General features: G+C 74.1%; 15 protein-coding genes. 2 read left to right on the top strand and 13 right to left on the bottom strand.

The window, feature by feature from the left end:
• Positions 1 to 41 precede the first annotated feature (41 nt).
• From prfB to MT994_RS10165, 10 genes are all read right to left on the bottom strand, one after another.
• Complete coding sequence (gene prfB / locus MT994_RS10210; protein ID WP_031316541.1) at positions 42 to 1,154, bottom strand: peptide chain release factor 2; 1,113 nt, start codon at positions 1,152 to 1,154, stop codon at positions 42 to 44.
• A gap of 142 nt (positions 1,155 to 1,296) precedes the next feature.
• A complete protein-coding gene (locus MT994_RS10205) occupies positions 1,297 to 2,520 on the bottom strand; it encodes a hypothetical protein (protein ID WP_354806110.1) in 1,224 nt (407 codons plus the stop codon).
• 132 nt (positions 2,521 to 2,652) lie between these two features.
• Positions 2,653 to 3,270, bottom strand: coding sequence for a hypothetical protein (locus MT994_RS10200; RefSeq protein WP_021483459.1), 618 nt, complete (start codon positions 3,268 to 3,270; stop codon positions 2,653 to 2,655).
• A gap of 189 nt (positions 3,271 to 3,459) precedes the next feature.
• A complete protein-coding gene (locus MT994_RS10195; RefSeq protein ID WP_354806108.1) occupies positions 3,460 to 3,954 on the bottom strand; it encodes a hypothetical protein in 495 nt (164 codons plus the stop codon).
• 239 nt (positions 3,955 to 4,193) lie between these two features.
• Complete coding sequence (locus MT994_RS10190; protein WP_354806107.1) at positions 4,194 to 4,667, bottom strand: TadE/TadG family type IV pilus assembly protein; 474 nt, start codon at positions 4,665 to 4,667, stop codon at positions 4,194 to 4,196.
• The gene (locus MT994_RS10185) at positions 4,664 to 5,068 is read right to left on the bottom strand and encodes a TadE family protein (protein ID WP_354806105.1); all 405 of its coding nucleotides are present in this window, start codon (positions 5,066 to 5,068) and stop codon (positions 4,664 to 4,666) included. Before MT994_RS10185 ends, MT994_RS10190 begins: the two co-directional genes overlap by 4 nt.
• 4 nt (positions 5,069 to 5,072) lie before the next feature.
• A complete protein-coding gene (locus MT994_RS10180; RefSeq protein WP_034653966.1) occupies positions 5,073 to 5,258 on the bottom strand; it encodes a hypothetical protein in 186 nt (61 codons plus the stop codon).
• Positions 5,259 to 5,356: 98 nt separating this feature from the next.
• Complete coding sequence (locus MT994_RS10175) at positions 5,357 to 6,298, bottom strand: type II secretion system F family protein (RefSeq protein WP_354806103.1); 942 nt, start codon at positions 6,296 to 6,298, stop codon at positions 5,357 to 5,359.
• Entirely contained in the window at positions 6,295 to 7,155 is an 861-nt protein-coding gene (locus MT994_RS10170; RefSeq protein ID WP_354806102.1) for a type II secretion system F family protein, read from the bottom strand. Before MT994_RS10170 ends, MT994_RS10175 begins: the two co-directional genes overlap by 4 nt.
• A 2-nt stretch (positions 7,156 to 7,157) precedes the next feature.
• Positions 7,158 to 8,441 carry an ATPase, T2SS/T4P/T4SS family gene (locus MT994_RS10165; protein WP_354806136.1) on the bottom strand — a complete coding sequence of 428 codons (1,284 nt, stop codon included), beginning with the start codon at positions 8,439 to 8,441 and terminating at the stop codon, positions 7,158 to 7,160.
• Between the two features lie 199 nt (positions 8,442 to 8,640).
• Between MT994_RS10165 and MT994_RS10160 the strand changes: the two genes are divergently transcribed.
• A complete protein-coding gene (locus tag MT994_RS10160) occupies positions 8,641 to 9,864 on the top strand; it encodes a pyridoxal phosphate-dependent aminotransferase (RefSeq protein ID WP_354806101.1) in 1,224 nt (407 codons plus the stop codon).
• Between the two features lie 6 nt (positions 9,865 to 9,870).
• On the opposite strand, the gene MT994_RS10155 is transcribed toward MT994_RS10160, so the two are convergent.
• Both MT994_RS10155 and MT994_RS10150 read right to left on the bottom strand, forming a co-directional pair.
• The gene (locus tag MT994_RS10155; protein WP_354806100.1) at positions 9,871 to 11,238 is read right to left on the bottom strand and encodes an LCP family protein; all 1,368 of its coding nucleotides are present in this window, start codon (positions 11,236 to 11,238) and stop codon (positions 9,871 to 9,873) included.
• A 79-nt stretch (positions 11,239 to 11,317) separates the two neighbouring features.
• Positions 11,318 to 12,553, bottom strand: a complete 1,236-nt coding sequence (locus MT994_RS10150; protein WP_086151473.1) for a multidrug effflux MFS transporter — start codon at positions 12,551 to 12,553, stop codon at positions 11,318 to 11,320.
• 165 nt (positions 12,554 to 12,718) lie between these two features.
• On the opposite strand from MT994_RS10150, the gene MT994_RS10145 reads away from it, so the two are divergent.
• Positions 12,719 to 13,486, top strand: coding sequence for an SOS response-associated peptidase (locus MT994_RS10145; protein ID WP_354806098.1), 768 nt, complete (start codon positions 12,719 to 12,721; stop codon positions 13,484 to 13,486).
• Between the two features lie 54 nt (positions 13,487 to 13,540).
• Here the strand turns inward: MT994_RS10145 and MT994_RS10140 are convergent, their stop codons facing one another.
• Positions 13,541 to 14,527: an adenylate/guanylate cyclase domain-containing protein gene (locus MT994_RS10140; protein WP_051027504.1), complete on the bottom strand. Its 987-nt coding sequence runs from the start codon at positions 14,525 to 14,527 to the stop codon at positions 13,541 to 13,543.
• Between the last annotated feature and the right edge of the window lie 80 nt (positions 14,528 to 14,607).

Here is a 14,607-nt window from a genome sequence, read left to right as displayed (position 1 = left end):
TCCGTTGCTCGGATCAATCGGCCCGGGGCGGCCGCGGAGGGTCAGGCCTCCTTCTGCACCCCGCGGCGCCAGCGGATCCCGGCCTCGATGAAGTCGTCGATGTCGCCGTCGAACACCGCCGAGGGGTTGCCCACCTCGTGCTCGGTGCGCAGGTCCTTGACCATCTGGTACGGCTGCAGCACGTAGGAGCGCATCTGGTCGCCCCAGCTCGCCTTGATGTCGCCCGCGAGCTCCTTCTTCTTCGCGTTCTCCTCCTCCTGGCGCACGAGCAGCAGGCGGGACTGGAGCACGCGGAGAGCCGCGGCGCGGTTCTGGATCTGCGACTTCTCGTTCTGCATCGAGACGACGATGCCCGTCGGGATGTGCGTCATGCGCACCGCGGAGTCCGTCGTGTTGACCGACTGCCCGCCCGGGCCCGAGGACCGGAACACGTCGACCTTGATCTCCGACTCCGGGATCTCGATCGAGTCCGTCTGCTCGATGAGCGGGATCACCTCGACCGCCGCGAACGACGTCTGGCGGCGGCCCTGGTTGTCGAACGGCGAGATGCGCACGAGGCGGTGGGTGCCCGCCTCGACCGACAGGTGGCCGAACGCGTAGGGCGCCTTCACCTCGAACGTCGCAGACTTGAGCCCCGCCTCCTCCGCGTACGACGTGTCGAGGACAGTCGTCGGGTAGCCGTGGCGCTCCGCCCAGCGCAGGTACATGCGCAGCAGCATCTCCGCGAAGTCGGCCGCGTCGACGCCACCGGCGCCCGCGCGGATCGTCACGACGGCCTCGCGCGCGTCGTACTCGCCGGCGAGCAGGGTGCGGACCTCGAGCTGGTCGAGATCCTTGCGGATGGCGGCGACCTCGTTCTCGGCCTCGACGAGGGTGTCCTCGTCCTCCATCTCCTGGCCCATCTCGACCAGGGTCTCGACGTCGGCGATGCGCTGCCCGAGCTTCTTCACCCGGTCCAGCTCCGACTGCGCGGCGGAGAGCGCCGACGTCACCTTCTGCGCCGCGTCGGGGTCGTCCCACAGGTCGGGCGCCGACGCCTTCTCCGAGAGGTTCGCGATCGTCGCGCGCAGCTCCTCCGGGTCGCTCACGCTCTCGATGGACTCGAGCGTGCTCCGCAGCGCCTTGATCTCGGACGGGAAGTCGATGGTGGCCACGAGGTTCAAGGTTACGCGACCCCGCGCGCGGTCGGCGCCGTCGCGCGAGGCCACGGCGAGGGGACCGCGCGCGGGGTCCGCGCGCGGGCCGCCGCGGGGGTTCGGTGCCACCGGGCGAGGGCCGCCCGACGGCGCGTCGCCGTCAGTCCTTCGTGCCGCCCTGGGGGGCGGACCGGCCCGCGGTCGACGGCGCCGGCTCGGCGGTCGTCGCCTGCTGGCGGCCCTCGTCGCGCGCCTTCGCGAGCATCGCCTCGAGGCGCTGGCGCCGGCGTCGGCGGTCGTCCCGGACGCCCACGATCACGACCACGACGATCGCGAGGAGCAGGAGCTGCGGCCACGGGACCGCCCACGTGGTGACGGTGACCGTCACCGGGTCGAGCGGCGCGTCCACCTGGTCGTCGCCGACGACGATCGGCGTCACGGTGATCGTCGTGCTGACCGGCCCGAGCGGCCAGACGTCGGCGAACGCGACCTTGCTCCGCAGGGATCCGCCCGGCAGGACCTCCCCGAGCGGCTCCGCCGTCGCCTCGTCCGTCACGGCGCCGAAGAGGGAGGACGTCGCGACCTGACCCTCGGCGCCGAGGCGCACGTTGCCGTCGTTGGCGACGTCGTAGGAGACGGTGAGGTCGCCCGCGGCGAACGGGTTCCACGACGGCGCGTAGGACGCCTTGACGTCCTCGACGGCGAGCGCGGGCTGGATGTCGCCGGTGACGCGCGTCGTGACGCGGAACCCGACACGGCTCTCGACGCCGACGCTCGTACCGCCCTCGCCGCCGCCCGTGCTCGTGACCGACGCGGCGATGCCCGCCGGGTGGTCGCCCGGGGTCGCGTTCTCGGGGACCGCGATCGTGTACGGGACGACCACCGTCTCCTTCGGTCCCACCTCGACGCTCTCCTGGACGGTGAACCACGTCCCCGCGTCGGTGGACTCCTGGTCCGAGGAGAGCATGTTGAAGCGCCCGTTGGCGGTGAGGTAGCCGTCCGCGGCCTTGAGCGCGAACGTGGCCGGCACGTCGCTGAAGTTCGAGACGGCGATGTGCTCCTCGACCGTCGTGCCCGGGTCGGCGACGAGGTCGACGCCGCGACGCCCGTCGGGACCGTTCGCGTCCGCGGGCTTGGCGCCCCACGTGATGCGGTCCTCGGTGTCGAGGGGCAGTGCCGTCGGCAGAGCGCTCACGACGTCGGCCTGCGCGCTCGCGACGCCGGCGTGCGCGCTCGCGGCGGCGGTCGTCGCGGACGCGGCGACGGCGAGCGGGGTCGCTGGCAGGAGGCCGAGGGCGAGGGCGGTCGCGGCGAGGACGAGACGACGCCCGCGACGGCGGGACGGGGACCCGGTGCGGGCGGGGTGCGTTGGTGCGGGGATCACGCAGGGGCTTCTCTCCGTACGACGACGGGTCGCCCGCCCGGCACGACCGTGGTCGTGCGGGACGGTGCGACCCGTCGTGTGACTACTCGGTCGGTGCCCGGCCGGAACCGGTCACCGGGACGTCGGGACGGCTCAGTCCTCGAACAGGGACAGCGTGATGGTCGAGTTGTACGCGCCCGGCGCGACGTCCTCACCCGTGCGCAGCGTGAGGTTCGCGCCGGCGGTCCAGGAACCCTCGGGGTTGACCTCGGCCGAGTCGAACGTCGAGACCAGGAGCTCCTGGTCGACGAGACCCGGGCCGTCCTCGAGGGAGGGCTCGACCGGCTCGCCCTCGGAGACCAGGCCGGTGTCGCCACCGTCGACGAGGGTCGGGGCCCAGCCGAGGTTGTCGGCACCGATCTCGCCCGCGTCGCCCGTGAAGGCCGACGCGCTGCCCAGCACGTACCAGTAGGCGCCCTCGGGCACCTCGGTCCGCGTGTCGGTGACGGTGACCTCCGGGAGGGCACCGTTGAACTCGCGCGTGCCCTCGACCGACGACTCGTCGGCCTCGGTCAGCGTGGTCGAGTTCGCGGCGACGGTGAGGGCGAGGTTGCCCGGCTCCACGTTGGACTCGATCTCGACGGAGACGTCGACGTTCGTGTCGTCGCCCACCTGGTCGGCGGAGGCAGCGGACGCGAGGGCGACCGTGCCGATGAGCATCGCACCGAGGGCACCCCCGGCGACGAGCTTCTTCGTTGCTCGTGCGTTCATGTTGTAGCTCTCCATCGTTGGAGTTGTTGTCGGACCGGATCACCATAGCGGCGAACCTGGGGTTTTGACAGGGCCGAACCAGAAGTGGCCATCCAAAGTTAAGAAAGTGAACAAAGGCGCGAGAGCGCGCTCACGCGACGTTGCGGTATTCCTTTCCCTGGACGTTCTTCGTCGAACAGCAACAGGTGCTCACCACGCTCTGGCACGTGACTCTGCACGCACGATGATGCCATCACTCCACGCCCCGGTCACCCAGCTGATCATCGCGGGTCGCGCCCGCGCGGCGAGGCCGACCGACGCCGTGCGCCCGTCGCCGGTCGACGCGTCGGTCACCACGACCTCGCTCAGACCGGCGAGCGCTGCGGGGTTCCGGGCGAGATAGTCGTCGACGTCCGCGCGGATCCCGGTGTCGGTCAGCGTGAGGACGGCACCCTCGACCGGCGGCGCGGCGCCGCCGGAGTAGAACGTCTCAGGGGTCGTCGAGTCGGCCGCCGTGAGGGCGAGCGCATCGGCGAGCGCGTAGAGCCGCTTGCGTTCGAGGTGCACCTCCGTGGCGCTCACCACGACCGTCACGAGGAGCAGCGCGAACGCGACGAACGCGCTCGTGAGCAGCAGGATGCGGCCGTCCTCCTCCCGCTCGTCCGAGCCCCGGAGCCGCGCGACGAGCGCCGCCGACCCGCGCACGACCGCGCCGGACCGCCGCCCGCGACCGCGTCCGGGTGCGCCCCCGGGTGTCGGGGTGCCCCGAGGTGCCGCCGTGCTCAGAGGTGTCGAGGTGCCCGCGGGCGTCAGGGCGCCTGTGGGTGCCGGCGTGCCTACGGGTACCGGCGCGCCTCCGCGTGTCGTGGCGCCCAGGGGCGACGGGGTGCTCATGGGTGTCGGGGCGCTCATGGGAGACGCGGCGCTCGCGGGCGACGGGGCGCTCACGGCCGCCGCGCCGCGTACGCGTCGACGGACGCGACGTGCCGCGCCTCCACGGGGACCGCGAGAGGGACGACCTCCCGCACGAGCTCGGGCACGAGCGGGAGCGGCACGTCGAGCCGGACGTGCGCCGTCACCTCGCCGCCCGGCTCCAGGCAGACCTGTGACGAGCAGGCGATCGTCAGACCGCCCGCGCTCGGGGCGAACCCCTGGTCGCCGAGCGCCAGAGCCACGGCCGCCGAGGCGAGCCGGGCGCCGTCGTCGCTCGACGGTGCCGTGACGAACGCGCGCGCCGCCTCGCGGGAGGCGCCCTCCACGGCGAACGTCGCGGCCTGCACCCGACCCACCGTGAGCACGAGGTAGAGGACCGGCAGGAGGAGGACGAGGGCGACGCCGAGGAACTCGACGACCGCGCTCCCCCGGTCCGAGCGCTGCCCCGTCAGCCTCGCGCGGAGCCGAGCGAGCAGGCGCGTCACGGGGCCTCCTCCAGCGCGTGACCGCGGACCGTGAGTGCTCCGGCCGGGCCGAGCAGCCCGACGACCGGGAGCGGCGCGGTCACCGTGACCTCGACGACGGGCAGACCGTCCACGACGGTCTGGCGCGCGACGACGTCCTGCGCGTACCGCGCCGAGAGCGCGGACACGACGAGGTCGCGCGTGCGGGCCGCGCCGTCGTGCGGGCCACGGTCGGCACGACCTGCGACGCGGGCGCCCTCCGCGGCGCAGTCCACCAGCGTCGCGCGCACGTGGACGGCGAGCGCGACCTGGACGACCCCGAGGAACAGCGCGAGCACGAGGACGGAGACGAGGGTGAACTCGACGACGGCGAAGCCCCGCTCCGGGTCCTCGACGCCGACTCCCGGGCCACCGCGACGCACCACCTCAGGGGGCGCCGACGCTCGAGATGGCGTTGCTGAAGGCCTGCGTCAGCGCCGGCCCGGCGACGGCCCACAGGGCGATCACCAACCCGGCCGTCATCAGGGTGATGAGCACCCAGCCTGGCACGTCACCGCGTTCCGGGTCCTGACCGGTCAGCCGCCCGAGCGCACCGCGCGCTGCGGCGCGCACGGCCTGGTTCCCTCGACTCCACCCCTGCATGCTTCTCCTTCGTCGTCGTTTCGATCGGTCGTGCCGGACGGTCGTGCCGGACGGTCGTGGGCCGCTGCTCAGAAGCCGAGCCGCAGGGTCGCGAGCGACGGGAAGACGGCGTAGACCACCGTCACGGGAAGGATGAGGAAGACGACGGGGACCATCATCACGACCTCTTTCCTCCCGCCCGCCTCCATGAGCGCGCGGCGTCCCGACTCGCGCACGTCCTGCGCCTGCGCACGCAGCACGTCGGCGAGCGGGGTCCCCCGTTCGACGGCCACCGCGACCCCCTCCGCGAATCGGGTGAGGCTCGGCAGCTCGGTGCGGTCGGCGAGCTGCTCGAGCGCCCGGGCGAGCGGGGTCCCGGCACGCACGGTCGCGAGGGTCGTGCGCAGCTCGCCGGAGAGCTCGCCGTGCGCGGTGGTCGCGACGCGCTCGAGCGCGGCGACCGGCCCCTCGCCCGCGTTCACCGCGAGCGCGAGGAGCTCGGCGACCGTGGGGAACTCGGCGAGCATGCGCTCCTCCCGACGTCGCACGGCGCGGGTCAGCGCGTGGTCGCACGCGAGCACCCCGCCGACGCCGCACAGCAGCACGAGGATCACCAGGGCGGCGACGGACGACCCCTGCGTCGCCGCGAGCAGCACGGCGAGCGCCGTCCCGCCGCCGAGCCCGACGACGCCCCACACGAGCTGCCGTGCGCGGAACTGCTCGACGCTGCGTCCGCGGCCGGCACGGTCGAGGCGGCGCCGGACGTCGGACGCCGTCGAGCCGAACCTCTCCAGCGCGCGTCCCGCGTCGGCGAGCAGCGGCGCGAGGAGTCGTTCGAGGGTCGGGAAGGGTGATCGCACAGGGTGGTCGCGCAGCAGGACGGACGTGCGGTCGTGGGTGCGCAGGTAGGGCGCGAGCCGCTCGTCGAGGCGGATCGACCGCCCCCGGAGCCCGGCGACCACGAGGAGGACACCGAGCCCGCCGAGCGCGCCGAGCGCGGCACCGGTCCAGGACACGTCGACGACGCTCATCGCAGCACCCGCTCTTCCTCGGGCAGCCGCCCGATCCGCAGCATCAGCTGGTACGCCGCCGCGGAGCACGCCGCGCCGGCGGCGAGGACGACCGCACCCGCCATGGAGTTGTACGCGGCCGCCGTCTCCGGGCGTGTCGCGAGGAAGCCGAGCACGACCCACGGGCCGGCGACCGCGAGTCGCGCCCCGTTCACGGTCCACGACTGGCGGGCCTCGAGCTCACCGCGCGTGCGGGCGTCCTCGCGCAGGAAGGTCGACAGGGTGCGCAGGAGGCGTCCCAGGTCGGTGCCGCCGACGTCCCGCGTGATCCGGAGCGCCTCGACGATGCGGTCGGCGACCGGGTCCGCGAGCCGGTCCTTGAGCAGGTCGAGGCACTCCCCGAACCGGCCGGACGCGCGGTAGTCCCGCGCGAACTGGGTGAACGGCTCGCGCAGCTCGACCGGACCGCGCTCGCCGAGCTGGCCGACGGCCTCGGGCAGCGACAGCCCCGCGCGCACGCCCGAGGACAGGTGGTCCAGCACCTCGGGCCACACCTCCCGCAGCCGTGCACGCCGCCGCCGGGCGCGGGACCGCACGAGGAGGGAGGGCGCACCCGCGGCGATCACGGCGAAGCAGGCCGCGATGGTCCACGAGCGCGCGAGGACCGCCCCGGCCACGAGGACGACGAGCCCGACGCCGACGCTCGCGACCACCAGGGCACCGGGTGTCACCGCCGGTGCACCGGCCTGGACGAGCAGGTCCTGCGTGCGCGCTGCCCACCCGTCGGCACGACGCACGCGCGGGGGCCCGGGCGCCCAGAACGACCACCAGACGCAGAACAGCCCCGCGCCGAGGAGGAGGCCCACCGCCACGCCCACGGTCAGCCCACCCTCGTCGGCGCGGCGCCGTCGAGCACGTCGGCACTGGCCGGGCCCGCCCGCAGGACCGCTGCCAGGTCGATGCCCGCGCGCGCGAAGCGCTCCGCGCGCGGCGGGAAGCCTCCCGCCCGCACCAGCCGGTCGCCCGAACGCACGAAGATCTCCGCGGCCTCCACGACGCCCTGCTCGACGCGGCCCGTCACACCGAGGATCTCGCGCACGCCGCGACGCCCGTCTGCGTCGACGCCCAGGTGCACGACGAGGTCGATCGCGGACGCGACCGTCGGCACCACGAAGCGGTCCGAGACGTTCTCGCCCGCGAGCAGGGGCAGCGTGCACATCTTGGTGATCGCCTCCCGGGCGGAGTTCGCGTGGATCGTGCACATCCCCGGAACTCCGGCGTTCAGCGCGACGAGCAGGTCGAGGCTCTCCGCCTCGCGGACCTCGCCGATGACGATGCGGTCCGGGCGCATGCGCAGCGCCTCCTTCACCAGGCGCCGCAGGGGGATCTCCCCCGTGCCCTCGAGGCTCGGCTGCCGGCACTGGAGCGACACGACGTCGCGCACGGCGAAGCGCAGCTCGAACACCTCCTCGCACGTGACGACGCGCTGCGCGGGCGGGACCGACCCGGCGAGGGCGTTGAGCATCGTCGTCTTGCCCGCCTGCGTGGCTCCCGCGACGAGGATGTTCAGCCCGGCCCGCACGGACGCGTCCAGGAACGCGGCGGCCTGGGGCGGGAGCGCGCCGAGCCGGACCAGGTCGTCCAGGTGCGACGCCCGGACGACGTGCTTGCGGATGTTCACCGCCCACTCGCTGCGCGTGACGTCGGGGATGACGACGTGCAGCCGCTCCCCTCCCGGGAGGCACGCGTCGACGAACGGGCTCGACAGGTCGAGCCGACGCCCGGACGACCGCAGCATCTGCTCCACGAGGTCGCGCACCTGCTGCGACGTGAGGATCGTCGTCGTCAGCTCCGACGAGCCGCCGCGCGCCACGAACACCTGGGAGGGCGCGTTGATCCAGATCTCCTCGATCTCCGGGTCGTCGAGGTACGGCTGGAGCGGCCCGAGCCCGGCGACGGCGTCGACGACCGCGCGACCGGCGGCGGCCGGGTCGGCGAGCGGCGCGACGGCCCCGAGCGCGCTGCGCGTCTCGTAGTCCGCGACGACGTCGCGCACGAGCTGGTCGACGGCCGCGCGGTCGCGCGCGGGGTCCACCCCGCGCCGTCGGACGAGCTCGCGCACCTCGCCCTCGAGCACGCCGACGGCGTGCGTGTCCGTAGACATGTCGAGCATTCCCCCTGCTCCGTCGGCCGGCTGCCCCGCCGGTCGTCAACGATCTGCGCCAGAGAGTAGGGCATGGACGCGCCCCCGTGAACCGCCCCTGTGGACAAGGTCGCGGGCGCCCCGGAATCCCGCGCCGTCGAGAGGGGACCCCCCTCCCGGCGTCCCACATCGTGGTCGTCGCGACGGCTAGGGTCGGGCCATGACGGACCTCCCGCCCGGCCGCTGGCAGGCCGCCGCGCGCGCCACGGGCCTCCTGGGCGCCGACGGCGCGGTCGCGGCGACGATCTTCGCCGAGATGACGGCGCTCGCGCAGCGCAGCGGGGCGATCAACCTCGGGCAGGGCTTCCCGGACGTCGACGGCCCGGCCGCGGTGAAGCACGCCGCGGTGCGTGCGATCGAGGACGGCCACAACCAGTACCCGCCGGGCCCGGGCATCCTCGAGCTGCGCAACGCCGTCGCGAGCCACCAGCTCCGCCACTACGGCCTGGACCCGGACCCGGAGACCGAGGTGCTCGTGACGACGGGCGCGACCGAGGCGCTCGCGGCGACGATCCTCGCGCTCGCCGGGCCGGGCGACGACGTCGTGACGCTGGAGCCGTTCTACGACTCCCACGCCGCGTGCATCGCGCTCGCCGGCGCGCGGCACGTCACGGTCCCCCTGCTCCCCGGCCCCGACCGCTTCCGGCTCGACGTGGACGCGCTGGGCACCGCCGTCACCGACCGGACGCGCCTGATCGTCGTGAACTCGCCGCACAACCCGACGGGCACGGTCCTCGACCTCGACGAGCTCGACGCGATCGCCGCCGTCGCGCGCCGGCACGACGTCGTGGTCGTCACGGACGAGGTGTACGAGCACCTGACGTTCGACGACGCCCGGCACGTGCCGATCGCGACGCTGCCGGGGATGCGGCAGCGGACGATCACCATCTCCTCGGCCGGCAAGACGTTCTCGTTCACGGGGTGGAAGGTGGGGTGGCTGCACGGCCCCGAGCCGCTCGTGACGGCGGTCCGCACGGTGAAGCAGTTCCTCACCTACACGTCGGGCGCGCCGTTCCAGCCCGCGATCGCCGACGCGCTCGCGGACGACGAGACCCCGCGCGCGCTCGCCGACTCGCTCGCCGCACGCCGTGACCTGCTGTGCGAGGGCCTGGTCCGCGCCGGGTTCGACGTCGTCGTGCCGCAGGGCACGTACTTCGTCATCGCCGACGGCGCCGCGCTCGGATTCGAGGACGGCACCGCGCTGTGCCGCGAGCTGCCCGCCCTCGCGGGCGTCGTGGCCGTCCCCGTGAGCGCGTTCTGCACCCAGGGGTCGACGACGGCGCGCGCGCTCGCGTCCCGCGTCCGGTTCACGTTCGTCAAGCGCGAGGACGTCCTGCACGAGGCCGTGCGGCGCCTGGCCGCGCTCGGCGCGTCGCGGCCCTGAGCGAGGTCAGGCGCACACGCCGTCGCGTGGCTCCTCCGTCTCACTGGCTCCCGGGTCGGTCCCGGCACCGGGGTCCGTCGCGCCCGTGCCGGGGTCGACGGCACCGGTCCCGGGGTCGGTGGTGCCCGGGTCCGTCCCCGCTCCGGGGTCGGTCGCGCCGTCCGCGGGGGCCGTGGCGTCGTCGCGCGGGTCGGTGACGGGCTCGTGGCCGGGCGGGGGCGCGTCGTCGATCAGCCGCTGCCAGATCGCGTCGGCCTCCGCCGTCCACTCGACGCGGTTGCGGTCGCTCGCCGCGTCCACGACGGGGACCTGGGTGAAGACGACCTCGGAGGGCTTGATGGCACGCAGGCTGAACGCGAGCCCGGCGAGCGCCGTCGGGTCCGCGATCGTCGGGTCCGCGCTGATGGAGCCGAGCACGGCCTCGATGACCCCGTAGAGCTGGGGCGAGTTGGTGATGATGTTCTGCGAGAGCAGCTCGCGCACCGCCGAGTCGATGAACGCCTGCTGCCGGGCGATGCGGGTGAGGTCGGAGCCCACCTCGAGGCCCATGCCCGTCCCATGGCGCGCACGGAGGAAGCCGATCGCCTCGTGACCGTTGAGCGTGTACTGACCGGCGGGGAGGTTCAGCGTGCCGTACTTCGGGTTCTCGACGATGGGCTCCGGGAAGCACATGGTCACGCCGTCGATCGCGTCGACCACGCCGATGACCCCGGTCATCTTCACCACGACGTGGTTGGTGATGGGCACCCCCGTGAGGCTGTAGACCGACGAGATCGTGCAGCCGGCGGCCGCCTCCATGTCGTCGACGCCGCCCGACCCGATCTGGAACGCCTCGTTGAACATGGTGTTGCGCCGGGGCGAGGACATCGACCCGTCGGGGAGCTTGCACGCGGGCAGGTCGACGAGCGAGTCGCGCGGGATCGACACGACCTCCATGCGCGTGCGGTCGCCGGACACGTGCACGATGAACGTGGTGTCGGACCGCATGCCCTCCTCCTCGCCCGCGAGCGCGGCGTTCTCGGCGTCGCGGTAGTCCGTGCCCATGACGAGGATGTTGAGCGCCTTGCCCGCGAACGGGTCGGAGGGGTCCTTCGGCGGTTCCTCGGTCGGCATGCCGACCACGTACTCGGACACGTCGCTCACGGTGATCTTCGACTTGAGGTCGAGGTACACGGCTCCGGCGCCGACGGCCAGGAAGACGAACGCGCCGGTGAGGACGAGCCCGATCGCCCGGGCGACGCGGTGCGAGCGAAGCGCGCGGGCGTGGTGCGGGCCCCCGGCGGGCTTGTCCGTCGCCCCCTTGCGGGAGCGTGTCTCCTGCGTCGCGCGGGACCTCGCGCGTGCGGGCGGCGAGGCGGGGGCGGTCTTTGGCACGGTCCGAGAGTAGAGGGTCGTGCGCGAATGCGTGCGCCGGACCAGCGGGAGGACGTGTGAAAGGGCGGCGAAGACCGGGTCAGACGGGCGTGTGCCAGCCCCCGCGGCGGAACGCCGGCGTGGCGAGCGCGAGCACGAGGATCGACGCGACGACCGCCCCGAGCATGACGGTGGACATCGCGACGGCGTCGCCGCCGAGGACGCCGACGAGCGGGCTCACGAGCCCGGCGACGCCGGCCTGGAACGCGCCGATGACCGCGGCGGCGGTGCCGGCGATCTCGCCGTGCCGCGTGAGCGCGAGCGCGGAGGCGTTCGCGGGGATGAGGCCCTGCATGGACAGGACGAGGAACAGCGCGGCGACGATCCCGACGATGCCGCCCGCCCCCGTCAGGGCGACCACGAGGAGGCCGACGGCGAACACGCCCTGCACCACGAGCGCCGTCCGGAGCAGCCGCACGGGCGCGACGCGGCGGACGAGCGCGGCGTTCGCCTGCGCCGACAGCACGAGCCCGATGCCGTTCACGGCGAACAGGAGCGCGAACTGCCCGTGGCTGAGCCCGTACCCCTCCTGCAGGACGAAGGGTGAGCCGACGACGTAGCTCATGAGCACGGCCTGCCCGAGACCGGGGAGCACGGCGAGCGCGACGAAGTGCCGGTCGCGCAGGAGACCCGCGTACCCGCGCAGGACGGTGCGCGCTCCGGCGGGGCGACGACGCTCGAGCGGCAGGGACTCGGGCATGAAGAACAGGACGATCGCGCCGAGCACGACGCCGCCGAGCGCGAGGACCCAGAAGACCGCCCGCCAGGTGGCGTGCGCGCCGATGAACGACCCGATGGAGGGCGCGAGGAGCGGCGCGAGCCCGATGACGAGCATGAGCCGCGACAGGACGCGCGCGGCCTCGGACCCGGTGAACCGGTCGCGGATGGCGGCGATCGCGACGACGGACGCGGACGCGTTGAAGAACCCCTGGAGCACGCGCAGGCCGACGAGGATGCCGATGTTGGGCGCGAACGCGCACAGGATCGACGTGACGACGTGCAGCGAGAGCCCGACGAGCACGGGCAGACGACGGCCGTAGCGGTCCGAGAGCGGCCCGATGACGAGCTGCCCGACGGCGCCGCCGAGGAGCATGCCGGACAGCGTGAGCTGCGCGAGGGAGTCGGGCGCACCGAGCTCGGCGCCCACCTCGGGCAGGAGCGGGAGGTACATGTCCACCGTGAGCGCGGGCAGCGTGGCGAGCGCGCCGAGGAGCAGGACCCAGCGGGCGGACGATCTCGGTCGGGGCACGGCGGGGTCGACCGAGGAGGGTGGCATGACTCCCATCGTAACGATTCGATCGCGTGCGGACCGGGCTCACGGGCGTGACCCTGCTCTCCCCCGGCGCAGGCCCGCGCGTCGCGCGCCCAGCCCGGCGGCCCTTCCCGTGCGCCCGCCCGCCGGCCCGACGCGAGCGTGGGTGGCGTGCGGCACCCTGGAGGCATGTGCGGACGCTACGCCTCCTTCCGGGACGCCCAGGACCTCGCGGACGAGTTCGCGATCGCCGACGTGGCCGACGACGCGCGCCTCCTCCCGCCGTCGTGGAACCTCGCGCCGACGGACCCGGTGCGGATCGTCGTCGAGCGCGCCGCGAAGGACACGGGCGAGGTGCGCCGCTCGCTGCGGCTCGCGCGCTGGGGCCTCGTGCCGTCGTGGTCGAAGGACCCGAAGGGCGGCGCGCGCATGATCAACGCGCGCGCGGAGTCGATCCTCGACAAGCCGGCGTTCGCCAAGCCGTTCGGCGTGCGCCGGTGCCTCGTGCCCGCCGACGGCTACTACGAGTGGCGCGTCCTGCCCGACGGCACGTCCCCCGCCGGGTCCGCGGGCGCGCCGGCGCGCCGGGGCAAGGTCCCCAAGCAGCCGTACTGGATCGCGCCCGACGACGGGCGCAGCGCCGCGTTCGCGGGGCTCTACGAGTTCTGGCGCGACCGCACCAAGGCGGACGACGACCCGGACCGCTGGCTCGTCTCGACGACCATCATCACGACCGACGCGGCGCCCTACCTCGCCGAGATCCACGACCGCATGCCGCTCGCCCTGCCGTCCGACGCCTGGGACGCGTGGCTCGACCCGGCGGTCGACGCGCGGGGCGCCGCCGACCTCCTCGGGCTCGGCGGCCCGCACGACGACGTCCCCATGGTCGCGCGCGAGATCTCGACCCTGGTCAACTCGGTGACGAACGACGGCCCGGGACTCCTCGAGGCGGTCTGACCGGGCCCTGTCCTGCCGCGCGCACCTCAGCGGCCGCGCGCCCGGCGCAGCCGGTCAGCCGCGGTAGGCCCACTGGAGGCGCACGGGCTCGATCGTGCCGAGACCCTGCACCTCCGTCTCGGGCTGTGCCGTGAGCGCGAACCGCTGGTCGCCGGCGAGCAGGCCCGCCGTCTCGCGGTCGACGAGCACCGTCGTCGGGTCGGCGATGTCGACGAGGCGCGCCGCGAGGTTGACGCTCGGGCCGAACACGTCGCCGAACCGGGACAGCACGCGGCCCCACACGAGGCTCACGCGCACGGGCGGCACGTCGACGTCCTCCTCACGGCCGCCCGCCGCGGCCAGGCCGAGCGCGACGCGCGCGCCGGTCGCGACGTCGTCGGCCACGTAGAGCACCGCGTCGCCGATCGTCTTGACGACGCGCCCGCCCGCCGCGGTGATGACGTCGCGCGCGCTCGTCTCGAAGAGCTGCACGAACTCGGCGAGCTCGCTCGAGCCGAGGCCGCGCGTGCGCTGCGTGAAGGACACGATGTCCGCGAACCCGACCGCGCGCGGCAGCGGGAGCTCGTGCTCGTCGACGGCCGTCGCACGGGCGTCGGAGAACTCGACCGCGAACCTGCCGGCGACGGCCGCGAGCTGGCGCCGCCACGCGTGCAGGAGCTGCTCCTCGAGGACGGGCGCGAGCTCGGGCAGCCGGTCGAGCACGAGCAGGCGCGCGCTCGTGTCGTCGAGGTCGAACCGCCGCGTGAGGTGCTCGACGAGCGCCTCGACCTGCCACAGCACGAGGCGCTCGGTCGTGTGCCCCGTCGAGCGGATGAGCGTCGTGAGCGCGCGCTGGTCGAGCTGCTCCTGCTCGGCGAACGCGAACACGTCCGCGAGCGCCTGCGCGTCGCGCTCGGTGAAGGCGTGCTCCTCACCCTCGGTGAGCGGGAGGCCGAGCGCCTGCCAGTAGGCGCGGACGCGGTCCTCGTCGACGCCGGCCCGCTCGGCGAGCCGTTCGACGGTCAGGGTGCGGGGTCCACCGAGGAGCGCCTCGTCGAGCACCGCCTCGGTCGCCTCGGCCTCGGTGGTCGGCGCGCCGTCCTCCGCGGTCGTCGCGGACGGTGCGGGGGTGAGCTCGTTCT

This window comes from Cellulosimicrobium sp. MI9406, assembly GCF_040595865.1.
Classification (GTDB): domain Bacteria; phylum Actinomycetota; class Actinomycetes; order Actinomycetales; family Cellulomonadaceae; genus Cellulosimicrobium; species Cellulosimicrobium funkei.
The sequence above is the reverse complement of the archived record's forward strand: the minus strand, read 5'-3'. Positions and strand labels throughout refer to the sequence as shown.

What these genes read in the sequence shown, in the direction of transcription:
- MT994_RS10200 (WP_021483459.1), bottom strand. Translation starts at nt 3,270, where the DNA reads ATGAACGCACGAGCAACGAAGAAGCTCGTCGCCGGGGGTGCCCTCGGT.
- MT994_RS10175 (WP_354806103.1), bottom strand. Translation starts at nt 6,298, where the DNA reads ATGAGCGTCGTCGACGTGTCCTGGACCGGTGCCGCGCTCGGCGCGCTC.
- MT994_RS10165 (WP_354806136.1), bottom strand. Translation starts at nt 8,441, where the DNA reads ATGTCTACGGACACGCACGCCGTCGGCGTGCTCGAGGGCGAGGTGCGC.
- MT994_RS10160 (WP_354806101.1), top strand. Translation starts at nt 8,641, where the DNA reads ATGACGGACCTCCCGCCCGGCCGCTGGCAGGCCGCCGCGCGCGCCACG.
- MT994_RS10150 (WP_086151473.1), bottom strand. Translation starts at nt 12,553, where the DNA reads ATGCCACCCTCCTCGGTCGACCCCGCCGTGCCCCGACCGAGATCGTCC.
- MT994_RS10145 (WP_354806098.1), top strand. Translation starts at nt 12,719, where the DNA reads ATGTGCGGACGCTACGCCTCCTTCCGGGACGCCCAGGACCTCGCGGAC.